The following is a 16,649-nucleotide window of genomic DNA, read 5'->3' on the forward strand; positions in this document are numbered from 1 at the left end:
GGAAGTCATTTGTTCGTAGGCCTCTTCACTCAATGTATGTTCTGCTGGCCGCTGCTGACCAGGTTGAAGGGGTTGGTGAACAAGCGTCAGGGTTTGTTAAGAATGTTCATTTACGTTCCGTATCACGCTGGCGCATCAAATGGACGGAAGGCGAGATACTCGGTCCTGCGTTCTCGACAGATCGACTGTCTTTGATGTGTCAGGCGTTAAAGTCTGGAGTGCTTCAATGGGGTGGATCATCGGCCTTTGCTTTGCATTGGGTGCTGTTTGCGCCTTGCGCGTTCCCATTCTCGTGTTCGCGCTTTTCGTCATCGGCGTCCTCTTGACCACGTTTGGCATTGAGATCTCAAGTGAGACATCCATGTGGAGCGCAATAGGTTCAGCTGCACTTGTTGCGATTACGCTGGAGGCCGGCTACATCGCCGGTCATGTTGTTCTCCACCTCTGCTTGTCGGGACGTAGCAAGCGCTCTGATGATCCGCGGACGAAGATCGATCGCACCGACAGGTTCCAGGATTAGATGGCATTTTCAGTCGGCGGCAAGGCCGGCTCGTATCCCGTGTTTTCCTTTTTCAGAATGTCCAGTGCACAAGCCTCCGCATGCGCCATTCCGTAGCGAAACCGGTAGCCAGTATCCATCAGCTTCTGGTTCGAGAACCGCATTCGCCACAGCGGATTGCGTAGGGGTAAAGACCTAAATCTGAGGAAATCATGCAGCCAGTCAAAAACCGCCGGTGCGCTGATCGGCAGGTAGCGTCGATCACTGCTCACCCGGTATGCTCGCTTCATGAAGTCGACGTGACGTGCTTGCGGTCTTTCGTCTTCGGAAATGTTGAATATCTCGACTTGTCCCGGCGCAGACTTTCCAGTCAAGCCTTGCTCCATGAACCAAATCATTGTGTCGGAGACGTCGAGATCGAAAACATGGTGTGAATGTCGATGGGACCCGAGAACACGTTTGACGGGGTTCCAGTCCCGTATCCCGATGATTTGCGCCAGCGACACGACCACCGCCGGGCGGAATATGTAGAAGCGCGTCTTACATGCCAGGCTGCGCAAGCTCATCTCACCCTGCAGCTTGGTTCGACCATAGGCACGTACATAGTCCAGTGCCCAGTATTGAGACGAGACATCGTGCGTCTCGGTCAACACCGGTGAACTTTCATTCACGTGCCGCGACAATGCGCTTCCATAGACGGACACGGTACTGGCATAGCAGAAAACCTTGACGCCGGCCTGCTCTGCAGCCCTGGCGAGCTCCTCGGTGGCGCGCGCATTGACGCGCTCCATCCGGTCCTTATTTCCCAGCTCTGCGGCCAGGTGGATAATGGCGGCACAACCGCCCACGAGCCCCTGATAATCAATCTCGGCGTTGAAGTCGGCATGTCGCCATTCAACCTTTTCGGAGCCTGGCGGTATCGACTTGGAGGTTGTCGCGCGGACGTGATATCCCCGCTCAATAAGATCTGCGACAACGACACGTCCGATCCGACCGGTCGCGCCGGTCACGAGGATTGTGTCAGCCTGCATTGGCGAAGAACCTTTCGTCACTTGCCAGACGAATCCGCTGTTTGATGTGGTCTGACAGCCTTATGGACATTGCCACGATCATTTGTGTCGGGTTGCAGTGACCCGCTGTGGGAAAGACCGAGCTTCCTGTGACGAAGAGGCCGGGAATGCCGAAAACCTGGCAGTTCAAATCCACCACGCCATGTGACGCCGTCGATGCCATCCGGGTAGTTCCGGTAGGATGCGCCACATCAACGAATGTGTCCGGGATGGGAGCCTTGTCCTTAACCCACTCTTCGAGCTTGGGAATGGGATGCCCGACTTTGGCGAACTCCGAGACGCAAAGCTCTCCTGTACGGTGCATCGTGCGTGCCTCGTCTGGATGGCTCCGCCAATCAACTTTGGGCAGACGACCGCCGAAACTGTCCAGCTTGTCTGATAACGTGATGCGGCTTTCTCTGTCGGGCACCTGCTCGCACATGCATTCGAGACTCAATTTGTCCACCTTGCGCGGCAGCCCCTGGCCGCTCGCAAAATAGCCGAACGCGGCGCGGAGCATAAAGAGGCTGTTGCGGGCAAGTAGCATCGCATCGGTGCCGATCCGAGCCTTTCTCGCGGCAACCCGACGCAATGCGTCCCAGGGATCCTCAGAGGACAGAACTTCACCAAGCCATACCGCGCTGTTCAGTAGCTGCTCGTGTTTCTGCACTTCAGGGCTCAGGCGTAGGCCGGCTCGGAAAAAGCGACCCTGGAGGTTATATCTGCCGAAGCGCCGCTGCAATTGAGCTGTACCTTTTGCATCGAAATGGGCTACGGGGCCACGCAAGTGATCCATGAGGTGGCGACCGACCTGATCATGGTCGTTGCCCAAGCCCTTCCGTGAGGCATCACCTGAGGCCAGAAGCAGACGGGCGTTCTCGATGCCCCCAGCAGCAAGCACAACCATCGACGCATTCAGTGTATGACGTACGCCATCGAACGTGGCAAACTCGACGCCTTGCACACAGTCCTGGCCTGCGCCGCACAGCACCCGCGTCACTGTTGCGCCGGCGAGAAGGGTAGTGTTTTCGCCAAGGACTGAAGGCAAATGACGCCCGAAGCGCATATACTCAAATGGATAACTCTCCTTGCCGTCACGGCTGAACTGCCAGAAAAATGGCAGAAGCCGTGTCGGATCGACTTCGTGCTTGGGATGTTTCTGGCCGGCAAGGTCCCAGAAACTCTCGTCGGAAAATCCACCTCCCATTGCCAGACCGAGATGCGGCGCAGATCTCTCGAGGTAGGGTTGGACGTCACGTGCCGTGATCGGCCATCCTGAATTTTCCACCCAGTCACGATACTGGAAATCGATTTCGTCGAAGCCGGCGCATCGCCCACCCCAGGTGTGCGAACTTCCACCGACTATACGATTACGAACAGACCACTGATCCTTGGCTCGGGCTCGCCCGACGTTCTCGATAGTGTTCAAGGCATCTGCTCGCGGGTCGCGTTCCATTCCACCGCTTTCCACGAGAACGACAGTGAGCCCTGATCCGGACATCTCTTTTGCAATCGTTGCCCCTGCAGGTCCGGAGCCTACAATGCAGATGTCACATGTGAGCCTCGGCAAGGGTGAGACTGCCGACGGCCTGCTCAGATCAATCATTGCCATGTCGCAACATCCCCGATCGCCTCGTGTTAGAACTGGCTTCAGTCACCGGCGATACCTCCCAGTGTCCGACGCCCGGGATACTCGCCCTGTTCGACAGGAAAAGAGCGACTTGGGCTTCGGCCTCGCCGGCGCGTCCATATGCCATCGTCCGCGAAACCCTTGCTCCGCAAATGGAGGAAGGGGACGCGAGCCTCCGTTTGGGACGGGACTGCGGCCGCCAGCCCCGCCAGAATGAAGAAAAGCAGGCCGAGATCCACCGTCGGGCCGGCGACCAAAGTTCCGACGAGCAGGCACAGGCACCCGTTTCGTGCCGCTGCACGGACATCGCGGACGTAAGTCGCAGCTCCGTTCTTTCTGAAGGCAAAGACGCTGGCGGCAAAAAGCAAAAAAAACAGTGTCCCCGGCACGCCTACATTGGATAGGAGCGCAACCGGAAAGCTCGAAGTGCGTGATGTTCCAAGCCCGGCGCCCAGTCCGTATGTGTCCATAAAGTTCTGAATGCCGTGGGCATTCCACGACGCACGCGTCATTCCGGAATCGGATGACGCCTTACTGAGAAGTGCCATATCGACATAGTCATAAAGCCGATCAAAGATCTCGCCCTGGACAATGACCGCAAGAACGACAGCCACCGAGATGAGCGGCGCAACGATAACAAAAAATGAGCTGTTCTGGTGTGAGCGCCCGGCACCACAACGAGATAATGCCGTAGCATACAGGATAACTAGACAAATGGGGGCCGCAAAAAGTCCGGTAGACGATGTGGAAAGAATAATGGCAAACAACGAGCCAACGGCAAGCAGCCCGCTCCATTGAGCCCTCCGTCCACATATCCACATCGTTGCCGTGAACCCGAATACGCCAAGTGTCGTTCCCGCAAACGCGGATGCTTCGGGCCAGGACCCGACTATGCGCTTGACGCCGTTGATCGTGTCCTCGTTTCGCAACGTGTAATCCGCGTTGCGGAAGAAATGCATAAGGTCTCCAAGGCCAACCGCAGACGTGACAACGTCAAGCACGGCAAACAGGAGATTGACCCCTGCATAGGCAAGCAATCCTGTGATGATGCTTTCAAAACCGCGCTGCGTCGATGCGATGGCCGCAACCATCGTGAAGCACACAAGGTCCGCGGCCAGATACACGCTCTGGGTGAGGTTGCTGGATACGGGGCCAAGCCTTGCCACCCCGCCCGTTATGGGAAAATCAGACAGACCAAGCGGAACGATCAGGCTGGCATCGGCAAAGACTCTCGGTGCAAAGTATGCGCTCAGCCAGCCATATACGACAAGGCACGCGAGCCAGAACCCCGCGCGACCGAACGTCAGTCCTTTCACAGTACGCCGCCAGATCAGCGGATCGCGAAATGCCGTAATGACAACAAAAAAAAGAAAAAGATGCGCCGGTTGTATACTTGCAGAGCCGAGCGATACCGCAGCGGCGGCGCCCAGAACGCTCGCCACGATGAACACCTTGGTTGCCGCTCTGTAACCCACCGCAAGGCAGTACAGACCAACAAGTAGCGTCACGATCCCTATGGGCTCAATTCCCATCGTCACCCGCCGAACAGCTCTAGTGCCGCCATCTTGAAAAAAAGACGGCATCGTAACCCTTAATGGAGATGCCATCTCATGCTGCACCGCATCAGTCGGTTACGTCAACTATAAAGTTCGCCATGACTGTTATATGGACGCATAAATCTTGATGTGGGGCGTATAGCACGGCAATGATGAACATCATTGCCCAATAAAATCATTGTCATATGTCGATTGGATTCTTTGTTACTATTGTCAATGCGCACGTGAAATGCACAATAGTATTCACTGTCAACGCGGTGCAATAGAGATATTGTAGTGATTTCGCACTTGCAAAAAACAATTCCGCATGGAAATTTGTTCTCGGCAGTAACCCACTCCTTTGGAGTTGGCATTTATAACAAATCAGTATGCGCAGGTGCCTAGTGCGATTGTGTGATCTGCGCCCGTTATGTCTGCGAAAGCAAGCAGGCGGTTGACCTGAAGTCTCGTAATGGGCGTTGCCTTCGTATCCGCCCCATCTGGAGAAGAATGCTGATGCAGTTTGGGACCAGCGGTCTGCGGGGTTTGGCGTCTGAGCTCGATGGGCACATGGCAGCGCTTTACGCTCAGGCATTCGCCGCCTACCTCCTTGAGACAGGCCAAAGCAAGCGCGGTGATTATCTATTGGTCGGGCAAGATCTCCGCCCTACGAGTGCGAGCATTAGCGGCCGTCTGATCGGTGCGGTGAAACGCTGTGGGTTTGACCCGATCGACTGTGGAAAGGTACCCACACCCGCGCTTGCTCATTACGGCTCCAGCCTCGGCGTGGCATCCATGATGGTCACAGGCTCTCATATTCCGGCTGATCGAAACGGCATAAAGTTCTACCTGCCCGATGGCGAGATCACTAAGAGCGATGAGCGACGTATCAGTGAGATAGCGTCCAATTTGGCCAAAGGCCAGATAAGTGCCGAAGCCGCCGTCGCGCCGTCTAATGAGGCAGCGGCTCGCACGCTTTTCATGGAACGCAACCTGCAAATTCTCCCCACCTCGGCGCTTGAGGGAATGAGTGTCGGAATATATCAACACTCATCAGTGGCGCGCGACTTCCTTCCCGAGCTGCTTGAGCGATACGGCGCTCGTATCGTTGCATTTGGTTTCTCGGATCAATTTATTCCGATCGACACGGAGGCCCTTCCGCCGGAGATTTTGCAGCAGCTCGGCGAATGGTCGCAACAGCACAAACTGGACGCTATCGTCTCAACGGACGGCGACGGAGACAGGCCGCTCGTTGCTGACGAAAATGGCATGCCGTTGCGAGGCGACTTGCTCGGCCTCATCACCGCGCGGGTTGTCGGAGCATCCACGGTTGTCACTCCTGTAACGTCGAATTCCGGATTGGAGAATGCAGGTGACTTCTCCGTCGTCCGCACCAAAGTCGGGTCACCCTACGTCATCGAGGCGATGAATAGCGCGATTAAAGATGGACATTTCAGGGTGCTGGGGTTTGAGGCGAATGGCGGTACTTTGACGGCATCGCCGTTCGAGTGCGGGAACATGCCGATCTCGCCGCTGCCGACCAGGGACAGCTTCCTGCCGATACTTGCATCCCTTTATCTTTCAGTATCGTCCAGCCGCAAGCTGTCATCAGTCCACGAAAGCTTTGCCTTGCCAAAGACGGCAGCCGATCGTCTCGAGAATTTCCCTTTCACGACGAGCGCAAGTCTGATGGAATTTCTACGGGCAACCCCAGCTGATCTTGAAGAGTTCATCGAACCGATGGGGAGCATCGCTTCGGTCTGCGAAATCGATGGACTTCGCATCACGATGGATAATGGACAGATCATTCATCTTCGGCCGTCCGGAAACGCACCGGAGATGCGCTGTTATGTCGAGGCGCAAACCCACGAGGAAGCCGAAGACCTTCTGAAAACCTGTTTGCACCGAGTGAAACACTGGACGCCGCAGCTTGCTATTCATAGCGCCAAGACGGCATTGGGAGACATCTGAGTGAGCAGCAAGATTATTCCGGTGATATTGGCGGGCGGATCAGGAACGCGACTTTGGCCTCTCTCACGGGCCTTGGCGCCCAAACAGTTTATCCGGCTTTTGGGCGACGAAACTCTCTTCCACGCGACGTTGAAGAGGGTGGCAGACCCGGCAATCTACGAAGCGCCTATCATTATAACGAATGAGGAGTTCCGCTTTCTTGTTGCAGAACAGGCGCGGGAGACAGGAACCGTACTCTCAGCCATTTTGCTTGAGCCAATTGCGCGCAACACCGCGCCCGCGATCGCTGCGTCGGCGGCCTATGTAGCCGAGCGATTCGGCCCCGATGCGCTCATGCAGGTCCTGCCGGCCGACCATCAGATTGAAGAAGGCGAAAGGTACGCCGAGGCAGTGCGCCTCGCGACAAAAGCTGCAGGCAGAGGAGCGCTTGTCACATTCGGAATCACGCCAACAGAACCGGCGACCGGCTATGGTTACATAGAGATCGGGGACACTTTGGAGTGCGGGGCGAACGCAGTCAGGCGCTTTGTCGAAAAGCCGTCATTACCGGCTGCCCAATCGATGATTTCCAATTCCGACTTCGTGTGGAATTCGGGCATGCTCATGTTCAAGGCCGGACAGGTCCTCGAGGAAGTCAAGCGCCACGCTCCCGACGTCGAGAGGGCTGCGCGCAGCGCTGTTGCCGAAGCGACCAGAGACCTCGACTTCCTTCGATTGAAGGCGGGCGCATTCGCTAGCAGTCCCAACATCTCGATTGACTACGCGGTCATGGAAAAGACGTCGAATGTGGCCGTTGTCAAAGCCACGTTTGCGTGGTCCGACCTTGGAAGTTGGGATGCGATATGGAAGTTCACGGATCGCGACGCCGACGGCAATGTCGTTTCCGGGAATGCGACTATCTTGGACACGAGCAATTGCCTTGTACTCTCCAACACCAGTCATCTCGCGGTCCAGGGCATGAGTGGGGTTGCGATCGTCGCCAGCGAGGACGCCGTCTATGTCGGTAAGCTTGAAGGGAGCCAGACCGTGAGTACGCTCGTCAAGCATCTTGCGGCCGTAAAAAAGACGGCAGGATTGACGCAAAGTCATCCTACCTCATACCGACCGTGGGGCGGTTACACTTCCGTTCTCAACGGCGATCGGTTTCAGGTGAAGCGGCTCTTCGTGACGCCTGGAAAGACGCTCTCGTTGCAAAAGCATCATCACCGATCCGAGCACTGGATCTGCGTAACGGGAACGGCCGAGGTGACTATCGGGGACGAGATAAGGATCGTTCGCGAGAATGAGTCGGTCTACATACCCCAGGGTGAGATTCATCGCCTCTCCAATCCTGGGAAAATAATGCTTGAGATGATCGAAGTGCAGACAGGGTCATATCTCGGTGAAGACGACATCATTCGTATCGTCGATGAGTTTGGACGACAATGAGCTTTGCACATTGAAGGTGTGACCTGAGTGACACCTTCACTTTTAACGCCCTGACCGGATACCAACTGTCATGTGCTTTTGACAGGAATTGGTGGCGTCAGGATAGATTTTTGGGCGTCGCGGGACGTCTCTGGCATGGCCTTAAAGCGATCATCACTGCTGATGCAACGTACACCAGAAATTCGTCCCGGCACCAAGGGCGGCGCGGTTCGCGCAGCCCCGACATCTAGGGGTCCGCAGAATACTCCTCGACCGGGTTTTAGGCCACGGTCTCATTAGCTGAGGCGATCCATATCCTCGTCGCCGCAAGTTTGAGGGCGGCGAGGTAATTGTCAGCGCGCCGGTCATATCTCGTCGCAAGGCCCCGCATCTGCTTGATACGGTTGAAGAACCGTTCCACGAGATTGCGCTGACGGTAGACCCAGCGGCTGAAGCTGAATGTCTGCTTTCGATTGGCCTTTGCGGGGATATTCGCCCAGCATTTGTGTTGCTTGGCAAAGTTTCGAATTGCATCGGTGTCGTATGCCTTGTCGGCAAGGATCGTCGCGCCGGGTTGTAGGTCGCTCAACAGTTTTTCAGCCATGGGTGAATCGGCAGCTTGGCCAGCGGTGAGTTCCAGCCGAACCGGTCTGCCGCCTGCATCGACAAGAGCATGTATTTTTGTCGTCAGGCCGCCACGAGAACGTCCCATGCAAGGATCGGCAGAGCCCCCTTTTTAGCGTTGGCACCATGCTGGTGAACGCGAACACAAGAACTGTCGATCATCACGATGTCTCCATCGTAACGCTTTGAAACCGCGTCCAGAAGACGATCCCAGACGCCCGCCTTGCGCCAGCGGGAAAACCGATTGTAAAGCGTCGTGCGTGGGCCATAACGCTCCGGCACATCTCGCCAGGACGAACCAGTCCTGAAACGCCAAAGGATGCCGTCGATCACCCGGCGGTCATCGACGCGTTCAACACCACGGCTATTGCTCGGCAGCAGTGGTGCGATGACGGCCCATTCTTCGTCGCTCAATTCGTGACGGCGCATGGCAATCTCCTTTCTGGGAGATTGATGGTGTGGAACGGCCCTTCGAACCGGCATCAAGGATGCCTATTGTGGGGACGCTAATCACCACACTTTTGAAGGAACCGTTCCATGGAGAAGATTACCACAATCGGTTTTGACTTAGCCAAGTCGATCTTTCAGGTCCATGCCGTGACTGGAGATGGAAAAGTCGCGGTTCGCCGTTCCTTGAGGCGTTCGCAGGTGCTTGATTTTTTCCGCTCCATCGAGCCTTGCCTGATCGGTATCGAAGCTTGCGGCACCGCCCACTATTGGGCGAACGCGATCGGAGCATTCGGTCATACGGTTCGTCTGATGCCACCTGCCTATGTGAAAGCTTACGTGAAAAGAAATAAAACGGACGCCGCAGATGCAGAGGCCATATGTGAGGCGGTGACGCGTCCGACAATGCGCTTCGTACCCGTTAAATCCGCAGAAGAACAAGCCGCCGGTATGGTTTTGAAGACGCGAGAGTTGCTAGTCCGGCAGCGCAGCCAGATGTCAAATGCCATGCGCTCCCACATGGCCGAACTTGGCATCATTGCCGCAACCGGGATGCCCAGCATCGCCAAGCTCGTTGTCATCGTACGTGACGAAGAGGATCATCGACTTCCCCCTTCAGCTCGGGTGGCGCTTTTGGAAATGGCTGAGCAAATCGAAATCTTGACGGAGAGGATCGAAAAGCTCGACAGCAAGATTGTCGCCGCAGTGAAAGCAGATGATGCCGCTCGCCGTCTGACAACGATCCCAGGCGTCGGGCCCATCATTGCAGCGACTGTCCGGGCTTCAGTTCCCGACCCCGCAGGCTTTCGGACAGGGCGCGACTTGGCTGCCTGGATTGGCATCACGCCAAGAGCGAACTCCAGCGGGGGGAAAAGAGCGGCTTGGTAAAATATCGAAACGTGGCAACAAACAGTTGAGGACATTGTTAGTTGTTGGCGCGACGTCGATCCTGAAGCAGGCTCGACGAGGAGCGAAACTACCAGCCTGGATCGCCTCTGTGCTGGAGCGGAGGCCCTATAAGGTCGCAGCAGTAGCGCTGGCTAACAAAATAGCGCGTACGATATGGGCGCTTCTCGTGAAAGGTGGGACATATCAGACTCCGGCGATCATGATGAAAGCGTAGACGGGATTCTCGGCGTCAGGCGTCGGGATAGCGGCAAGGTACAACAGCGTGATGAACCAACGGAACGCAACCTCAATATCGATCAGACCGTGTGATTCAGGGCGCCGTAGTGCGCGTGAGATTGATTAGGCGATCGACATTGCGGACTTCATCGTGGCCAGCGGTCTATACCGCATCAACAGGCCGAACATATGAATGCACCGTCCGATGGAGACTTACGAGGAAAACACCTTGCTAACCGGGCCGTTCCACATATGAATCACACACCGTCAACAAGATGAACCCCGTTTATAGGGACACTGCCTAGAACGGAAGCTGGTCCGGCGGTCGGTTCAACCGCCGGCGCGATCGCAAACTAGTCTATCGACCACTTAGAAAGCTGACGCGAGATAGCAAAGACTCCGATTTTTTCACACTATTCGAGAATCAGCCTACCCTACAGAGCGCCGGCCAAAGCCGCGAGAATATGCGTTCAATAACATTTGGTTGGATTTGTGCAGAATGGTTATTACCGGTTCGTCAACGATTCGCGTGAACAGGTATGCTACGGTCACGGATAAAGCTAGATAAAGCACGAAAAGCGAAGTTAGCGCGCTGAAGCTAGTGCTCTCATTTTCAAGATAGACGTAACCTACAGCCGAATAGATTAACGGCACGTGCAGCAGATAAAGACCGAAGGATATGCGCCCTAGAAAACGTGGGATTCGGGCAGCCAATAGGTTCATGAGTGGCTCATACGTCAACGCCGCATACACCATCGAGACGGCTGCTAACGTGTGCAAGATTTTATGCGGCTCACCCAAGGCAATGCTCGCTGGCAAAGACAGTCCGATACGATCTCCGAAACCCTTCGTCCAGGCGCCGACAACCACCGCAAAGAACGTAGCGACAATAGGCCATGCCGGATCTCTTGTGTGCCCATTAAACTCGCACAACAGTGCTCCAAGCATAAATGCCGCATACTCCGGTCGGCCGGCTATCATCAGCGCTCCAGCCATTGACGATAAAAGGACAATCTTGGGTATGCCGCGCGTGAGGCTGAAGATCAGAATAATTGTAAACGATCCAATCAGCTCGATTTTCATTGTCCATAAGACATTGTTGATGAGCGAGTTGCCGCTGCCAAACACACCAACGGCACCCTCGAAAAGAGCATCAGTTAGCCTTGGGAAAGGTGGCGTGACCACATAGGTGAGCCAAGCGTGTTGCAGTATCGCCTGAAGTCGGACCGCGACCGTTGGCGCCATCATCAAGGCCAGCAACGCGATGGCCGTACTGAATGCGCTGGGTACGGCAAGGCGCAGGTAACGCCGGCAAAGCGCCAGCAGAATGAATATCGGCGGGTTGTCCGTACGAACTGCGTTTGACACAACAAATCCGGAAAGGACAAAAAATACGGATACCGCGAAGCCGCCATTACATACTATTCCGATTGGCGTATCCGATATCCGGAGCCGGTTTGGGCTCTGCTCGGAAATCAGCTCTGGGACGAACGCTGAGAAGAAGTGAAAAATGACGACGGAAAGGCAGGCGAGGCCTCGCAACCCGTCCAATGTCTCGAACCGCTCACGTCTCATTACGCCTCTGGTATTGTACGGGCGGCCTGGTCAACTTACGGCACGGGTTCCCGCCGGCATGGCGGACAGATAGACCTCCATCGTCTCCCGCATCACGCGATCTATCGAAAGATACTCGATACGGATCTGGCTGCGCGCCTTCCACTCCAGAATTTCCTCGGGCGATTGCAATAATTGCAGGAGCCGCCTAGCCAGTTCCTGCGGGTCGCTGCGCGGGACAAGTATCCCGGCCTCACCATTTTCCAGCAGCTGCGGTATTCCGTCCACCGAAGTCGCCAGTACTGCACAGCCAGCCTCCCGCGCTTCGGACAAGACCAGAGGTGCGGGATCCGCGTAGGACGGTAGGACGAAAATGTCTGCGGCGAGCATATAGGGGTACGGGTCCGGAATTGACCCTAGGAACGAGACCGCGGCTGCGCAGTTTAACGATGAAACCAGGGCCTGGTATTCGTCACGATGTGGACCGTTGCCCACGATATAAAGATGGGCTGCCTTGTGGCTGGCATGCACGATTTCGAAGGCACTGAAAAGGTCAGTGAGGCCCTTGCGCGGATGAAGGCCTCCCACAAACAGGATGCTGGGGCTGATCAATTCCATTGGAAGGTTAGAGCGTCCGGCAACTCTGCTTGACCCAATCGTGCCATTCAAGACGACACGGAGTTTCGAGGCGGCAACGCCTCTGCGCTGCATTGATTGCGCCACGACATCACTGACGGCGATGACGCGGGTCCCGAGCCCCATCAAGGTTGCACTTTTCTCAAATTCGTTATGGACGGTCGTAACGAGAGGCGTTCTGGAGAGCTTGCAGACCGGAAAGGAAATCGCTGCACTGGCCATCATGTGCGCGTGTACCACATCAATCTTGTGCAGCATGATGTGCCGTCGCAGAGCGATCATCGAAGCAGCCAATTTCGTTACTTTGCGGCTTGGGTCGAATGCAAGAGGGGTAACGCCGTTCTTGATCAAAAGCGGGTCGAAATCACCACCGCCATTCGCCATGAATACGGTATGGCCCGCATGCGCTTGGGCACAGGCGAGATCGACGGCGGCATGCACATTGCCGTTTTGACGCCGTGTGTGATTGAGAGCGTGCAGAATTCGCATATCTACCGTCCACCTTTATCTTGAATATCGCACGACGTCGTCAGCGAGTGCCCAGACCGGCCTCGACATCAAGTGTCGAAACGCGTGCGGTTGGCTGATAGTTAAAGCCCCCCTGACGCCCGAGTGTTTCTACCCCAAGCTCGTTAAGCCCTGCCATCGCGGCTGCTGCATCCTGAGAGGCGCCCTTGCTATAGATGGGGTAGGCGTTGGTCAGTATGTGACTGCCTTCAAGCCGGAGGTCACCAAGGAACAACCGGTTCACTTGGCAATGCTGCCGAAAGTCGGCTTCAGCCGTATCCGGTTGATCAACACCGCCGGCGACAACTTCGACCGCAAAATACTCTCGGTCGGCTGCCCTACCGTAGAAATCGGAATATACGGTGAGCCGCTTCCAGCATCCATCATACGAAAAATTGTAGATAATGGACTGATGAAAGCCGCGGTCTCCGGAAAAACTGAAGTAAAGCGTTATCAGTGTAATAGTGCGCAGCTGCGAGTTGGGCAAAAGTCCACAGAGCCTCTGGGCAACCGCGATAGGAATGGTCGAGACGATACGCCCGGCTGTGAGTGACCGATCCGCGAGCGTAACCTCAAAACCCTGTGTGGATTTGTGAATGCTGCGAGGTGATGCCGACAGAATGAATGTCACGCCGCATTCTTGCAGCCGCTTGACAGCTGGATGGTAGAGAGCTGCAAAGCCTTCACGCGGTCTGGCCAACTGCCTATTCTTGGGGCCTGTCGCGCGCCGACGTCTCAGCGTGCGCTTTAAGACCTTCATGATGGAAGCGGATTCTGCGATCCACAACATGCGCTTTTGAGCAAGGTCCAGGTCGATAAACTCGGGTTCAATGCCGTAGAACCGGCGCATATACGTCTCAAGTCCGGAACGTCGCAGAAGGTGCGCTCCGACCCAGTAGCGTGCAAAGTCCCGCGCATTCTCCATTTTGGACTGGAATGCGCGCGCGTAGAGAAGTGAACCCACCATGCGGGCCATCCCGAAAAAACCCGCGGCGACAATATCATCGCGGATTGAAATCGGATACTTGGTGATCTTTCGCTGTGGGTTTAATCGACCCCATGTCGGCTTGATTGGCACGTAATTCGGCAGGATTTCTGGGAAGTGTCGCAGCAACGGCGAGTCATCCTGGAAGATGAGGCTGCCGACATCGAACGTGTATCCTTCAGGGCTTGATCGATCGATGTGGTTGCCGCCGACATGGCCATACTCGTCGACGACCGCAACGCGCAAGCCTTGACCGCTTAATATAGACGCAGTGACCAATCCGGATATGCCGGCTCCAAGAACGACAACATCGAAGAGCTCGTTTCCATCGGGAGATATACTTATATCAAGCGCGCTATTCATTGCCGCCCCCAGCTGCACGCTGTTAAATGTGCAAATACGCTACATACGTTTACTAAATGTGTCGATAGGGAATAAATAATATTAATGCCTGTATGGACACATGCGGGAGACATACTCTACCCTATGTTCAAAATCTGTAATGCATGGCAGAACTAAACGATATTTCTGATGTGACCGTCATCGCCGTTTCATATAGCGCCTGAATTCTGCTATGCGGCAACATCGCAGGGATCCGCTGATGCAACAAGGGCTCAACGATCTTCTTGGTTCGCTTCGTGGAATCAAGGTTGTCTCCACCGATGTCTTCGACACTTTGCTTTTGAGGTTGCCGGTCTCGCAACGCTCCAGATTGGTTACGGGCGAGAAGCGTTTCGCAAAGGATCTCCAGACACGCGGCCTGCATGTCGAGGTGGAGCATCTTATCAAAACAAGGCAGCGAGCAGAAACTTTCGCCTACCGAGCCCTCAATCTCGCGGAGGGATCAGGTGAAGTGAAGTTCGAAGATATCGTCGCTAGACAGTTGGCGATACTCGGGCTTCCGCAAGACTTTATCGAGCGTCGGGCTGCGATCGAACTTGAGATAGAAAAATCGTGCCTGACTGCAAATCGCCGTTTGGCATCGCAACTGCGCGCACTGCGTGGCCAGGGTGTTCGCGTCGTCGCAGTTTCGGATACCGCGTTGTCTGAAAGCAGCCTTCGGGAGCTGATCGGCCATTTTCACGGGCCCGGACTGATCGACCGGATATACTCGAGTGCCGAGCTGGCTGAGACAAAGCGTTTTGGGGGGCTCTTCGATAAGATGCTTCAAAGTGAGGGTATCGCCAGCACAGAGGTTCTGCATATCGGCGATGACCGTATCGCAGATTACACCGTTCCCCGACGCATGGGCCTTCATGCGCTCCATCTCCCCAAAGGTGACCTGGCGCGCTGGGCAACGCGGGCGGACGGTGCCGGAACTGAAGCAATGCGAAGATTGCAGCGCGGTGCCGTTGCCCCTGCATCCAAAATACCGCAACTCGAGGATCCGACTGCCTTCGCTCGAGAAATATTCGGGCCTATCGTCGCCCAGTTTTGCCTCAATATCTGGCTTTACGCGTCGCAGGCGCAAGACGATGCCGTGCTTCTTTTCTGCGCTAGAGGCGGTATTGGGATCAGGGAGGCCTTCGAACGGCTCATGGCGAAGTTGGCGCTTCCACTGGCCAACCGTCGTGAAAACGTCTTGATATCGCGTTTGATTGCCGCTAGGTCCGCTCTTATCGAACAAAGCCCGGCCGTCTTGGACGAGCTCGGCCGGGAGTTTGCCAATTCGAGTTTTGCGGACGTGGCGCAGGCCTTGGGCAGCAAGCCCTACATATTGAGCGGCGCCTGGGAGCAGCGTTTCGAGCCGGGTACCTGCTTCAGCATGTTCCAGACCGCCGAGGGTCGGCAAATTCTCGCAGACGTCCATGAGCAGAATGAGCTCTTCAAGCAGCATCTCAACGAGATCGCAGGCGATGCGAGGCGAATTATCCTATGCGATACAGGGCTTTATGGAAGCACCCAGAGACTTCTGGAAAAAGGCGTAAAAGAGCGGCGGTTTGAGACAATCCAGCTCGCACGCTGCAATTATAAAGGCCTGAGCGAAGATCACTTTCCAAGGGTAAGTGGTCTTCTGGTAGAGGCGAACGCGTACGATCCAATGAAGGTCGAGACCGTGATACTCCGCTATTGGCAAATAATCGAAAGTCTTTTTGAGCCGAAGATCCCATCGGTTCGTCGGTTCACCAGGAGCGAGCACGGGGGAACGGTAAGCAATGCCGGTATCACCGCATTTGGAGAGTTCAACGCCGCGGAAGGAAACCCTCTTTTGACCGGCGTACTGGAATATATTGATCGTGTCGAAACCGGTGTCAGTATCCTTCGTGACTGCGAGCGAGCTTGGCCGCGGCTGAAGCAGGCTATCACCAATCCTGATCTTGCCGACATGCAGGCACTGGGCGTTGGCGCGCGCTCGGTAGATTTCGGTCGCCAGGATTTTGTCCATGTGCTGCATGTGGACGGCAAGAATGGCTTTAGAAAAAGGCTGCAGTCCGTCAAGTCACAGCTATGGCGGGAAGGCGCGATCGCGCGCGATTTCCCCATGCTGAAATCTGCACTTCTGCCCGCGCTTGAAGTCGCGCATTTCGTCCGTGGAATAACGACGAAGCGATCGCGAACGCGAGAATCGATACGATGAGAGACGGCTTCACGTTGTCGGCGCGTGCAGGCAAAGCCCGTCGATATGAGGCTGCCGCGGCGCGCGATTGTTTGCGGTCGAGTGGTATTTACCCCCTGCAGG

Annotated in this window: 11 protein-coding genes and 1 pseudogene; 5 read left to right on the forward strand and 7 right to left on the reverse strand. The window is 55.6% G+C overall.

Annotated elements, in window-relative coordinates; all coding sequences use genetic code 11:
* The first annotated feature begins 226 nt into the window (after window positions 1–226).
* Window positions 227–520, forward strand: coding sequence for a hypothetical protein (locus AC0JZ4_RS22655; protein ID WP_471888725.1), 294 nt, complete (start codon window positions 227–229; stop codon window positions 518–520).
* Here the strand turns inward: AC0JZ4_RS22655 and AC0JZ4_RS22660 are convergent.
* Genes AC0JZ4_RS22660 through AC0JZ4_RS22670 form a run of 3 tightly spaced genes read right to left on the reverse strand, consistent with a single transcriptional unit; the run spans window position 517 to window position 4,710 of the window.
* Complete coding sequence (locus AC0JZ4_RS22660) at window positions 517–1,530, reverse strand: NAD-dependent epimerase/dehydratase family protein (RefSeq protein ID WP_471888726.1); 1,014 nt, start codon at window positions 1,528–1,530, stop codon at window positions 517–519. The genes AC0JZ4_RS22655 and AC0JZ4_RS22660 overlap by 4 nt on opposite strands.
* Window positions 1,520–3,160, reverse strand: a complete 1,641-nt coding sequence (locus AC0JZ4_RS22665) for a GMC oxidoreductase (RefSeq protein WP_471888727.1) — start codon at window positions 3,158–3,160, stop codon at window positions 1,520–1,522. The genes AC0JZ4_RS22660 and AC0JZ4_RS22665 overlap by 11 nt, the downstream gene beginning before the upstream one ends.
* 38 nt (window positions 3,161–3,198) lie before the next feature.
* Window positions 3,199–4,710: a hypothetical protein gene (locus tag AC0JZ4_RS22670; RefSeq protein ID WP_471888728.1), complete on the reverse strand. Its 1,512-nt coding sequence runs from the start codon at window positions 4,708–4,710 to the stop codon at window positions 3,199–3,201.
* Window positions 4,711–5,229: 519 nt separating this feature from the next.
* On the opposite strand from AC0JZ4_RS22670, the gene AC0JZ4_RS22675 reads away from it, so the two are divergent.
* Together AC0JZ4_RS22675 and AC0JZ4_RS22680 are read left to right on the forward strand one after the other, a co-directional pair.
* Window positions 5,230–6,684 carry a phosphohexomutase domain-containing protein gene (locus AC0JZ4_RS22675; RefSeq protein ID WP_471889070.1) on the forward strand — a complete coding sequence of 485 codons (1,455 nt, stop codon included), beginning with the start codon at window positions 5,230–5,232 and terminating at the stop codon, window positions 6,682–6,684.
* Window positions 6,685–8,112, forward strand: a complete 1,428-nt coding sequence (locus tag AC0JZ4_RS22680) for a mannose-1-phosphate guanylyltransferase/mannose-6-phosphate isomerase (RefSeq protein ID WP_471888729.1) — start codon at window positions 6,685–6,687, stop codon at window positions 8,110–8,112. It begins immediately after the preceding gene.
* Window positions 8,113–8,371: 259 nt separating this feature from the next.
* Here AC0JZ4_RS22680 and AC0JZ4_RS22685 read toward each other — a convergent pair.
* Window positions 8,372–9,144 (reverse strand): IS5 family transposase gene (locus AC0JZ4_RS22685; protein WP_471889071.1). Its coding sequence is split into 2 segments (ribosomal slippage): window positions 8,372–8,821 and window positions 8,824–9,144, totalling 771 coding nucleotides; the frame shifts between segments, so codons are not numbered across the junction.
* 108 nt (window positions 9,145–9,252) lie between these two features.
* Between AC0JZ4_RS22685 and AC0JZ4_RS22690 the strand changes: the two are divergent.
* A pseudogene (locus AC0JZ4_RS22690) lies at window positions 9,253–10,051 on the forward strand (IS110 family RNA-guided transposase); the annotation flags it as partial.
* 665 nt (window positions 10,052–10,716) lie between these two features.
* On the opposite strand, the gene AC0JZ4_RS22695 reads toward AC0JZ4_RS22690, so the two are convergent.
* Genes AC0JZ4_RS22695 through AC0JZ4_RS22705 form a run of 3 tightly spaced genes read right to left on the reverse strand, consistent with a single transcriptional unit; the run spans window position 10,717 to window position 14,332 of the window.
* Window positions 10,717–11,862, reverse strand: a complete 1,146-nt coding sequence (locus AC0JZ4_RS22695; protein WP_471888730.1) for an acyltransferase family protein — start codon at window positions 11,860–11,862, stop codon at window positions 10,717–10,719.
* A 30-nt stretch (window positions 11,863–11,892) separates the two neighbouring features.
* Window positions 11,893–12,966: a glycosyltransferase gene (locus AC0JZ4_RS22700; RefSeq protein WP_471888731.1), complete on the reverse strand. Its 1,074-nt coding sequence runs from the start codon at window positions 12,964–12,966 to the stop codon at window positions 11,893–11,895.
* A gap of 40 nt (window positions 12,967–13,006) precedes the next feature.
* Window positions 13,007–14,332 (reverse strand): NAD(P)-binding protein, encoded by a 1,326-nt coding sequence (locus AC0JZ4_RS22705; RefSeq protein ID WP_471888732.1) that lies wholly within the window; start codon window positions 14,330–14,332, stop codon window positions 13,007–13,009.
* Between the two features lie 238 nt (window positions 14,333–14,570).
* Between AC0JZ4_RS22705 and AC0JZ4_RS22710 the strand changes: the two genes are divergently transcribed.
* Window positions 14,571–16,547: a hydrolase gene (locus tag AC0JZ4_RS22710; RefSeq protein ID WP_471888733.1), complete on the forward strand. Its 1,977-nt coding sequence runs from the start codon at window positions 14,571–14,573 to the stop codon at window positions 16,545–16,547.
* Window positions 16,548–16,649 lie beyond the last annotated feature (102 nt).

The organism is [Rhizobium] kunmingense, from assembly GCF_977018605.1.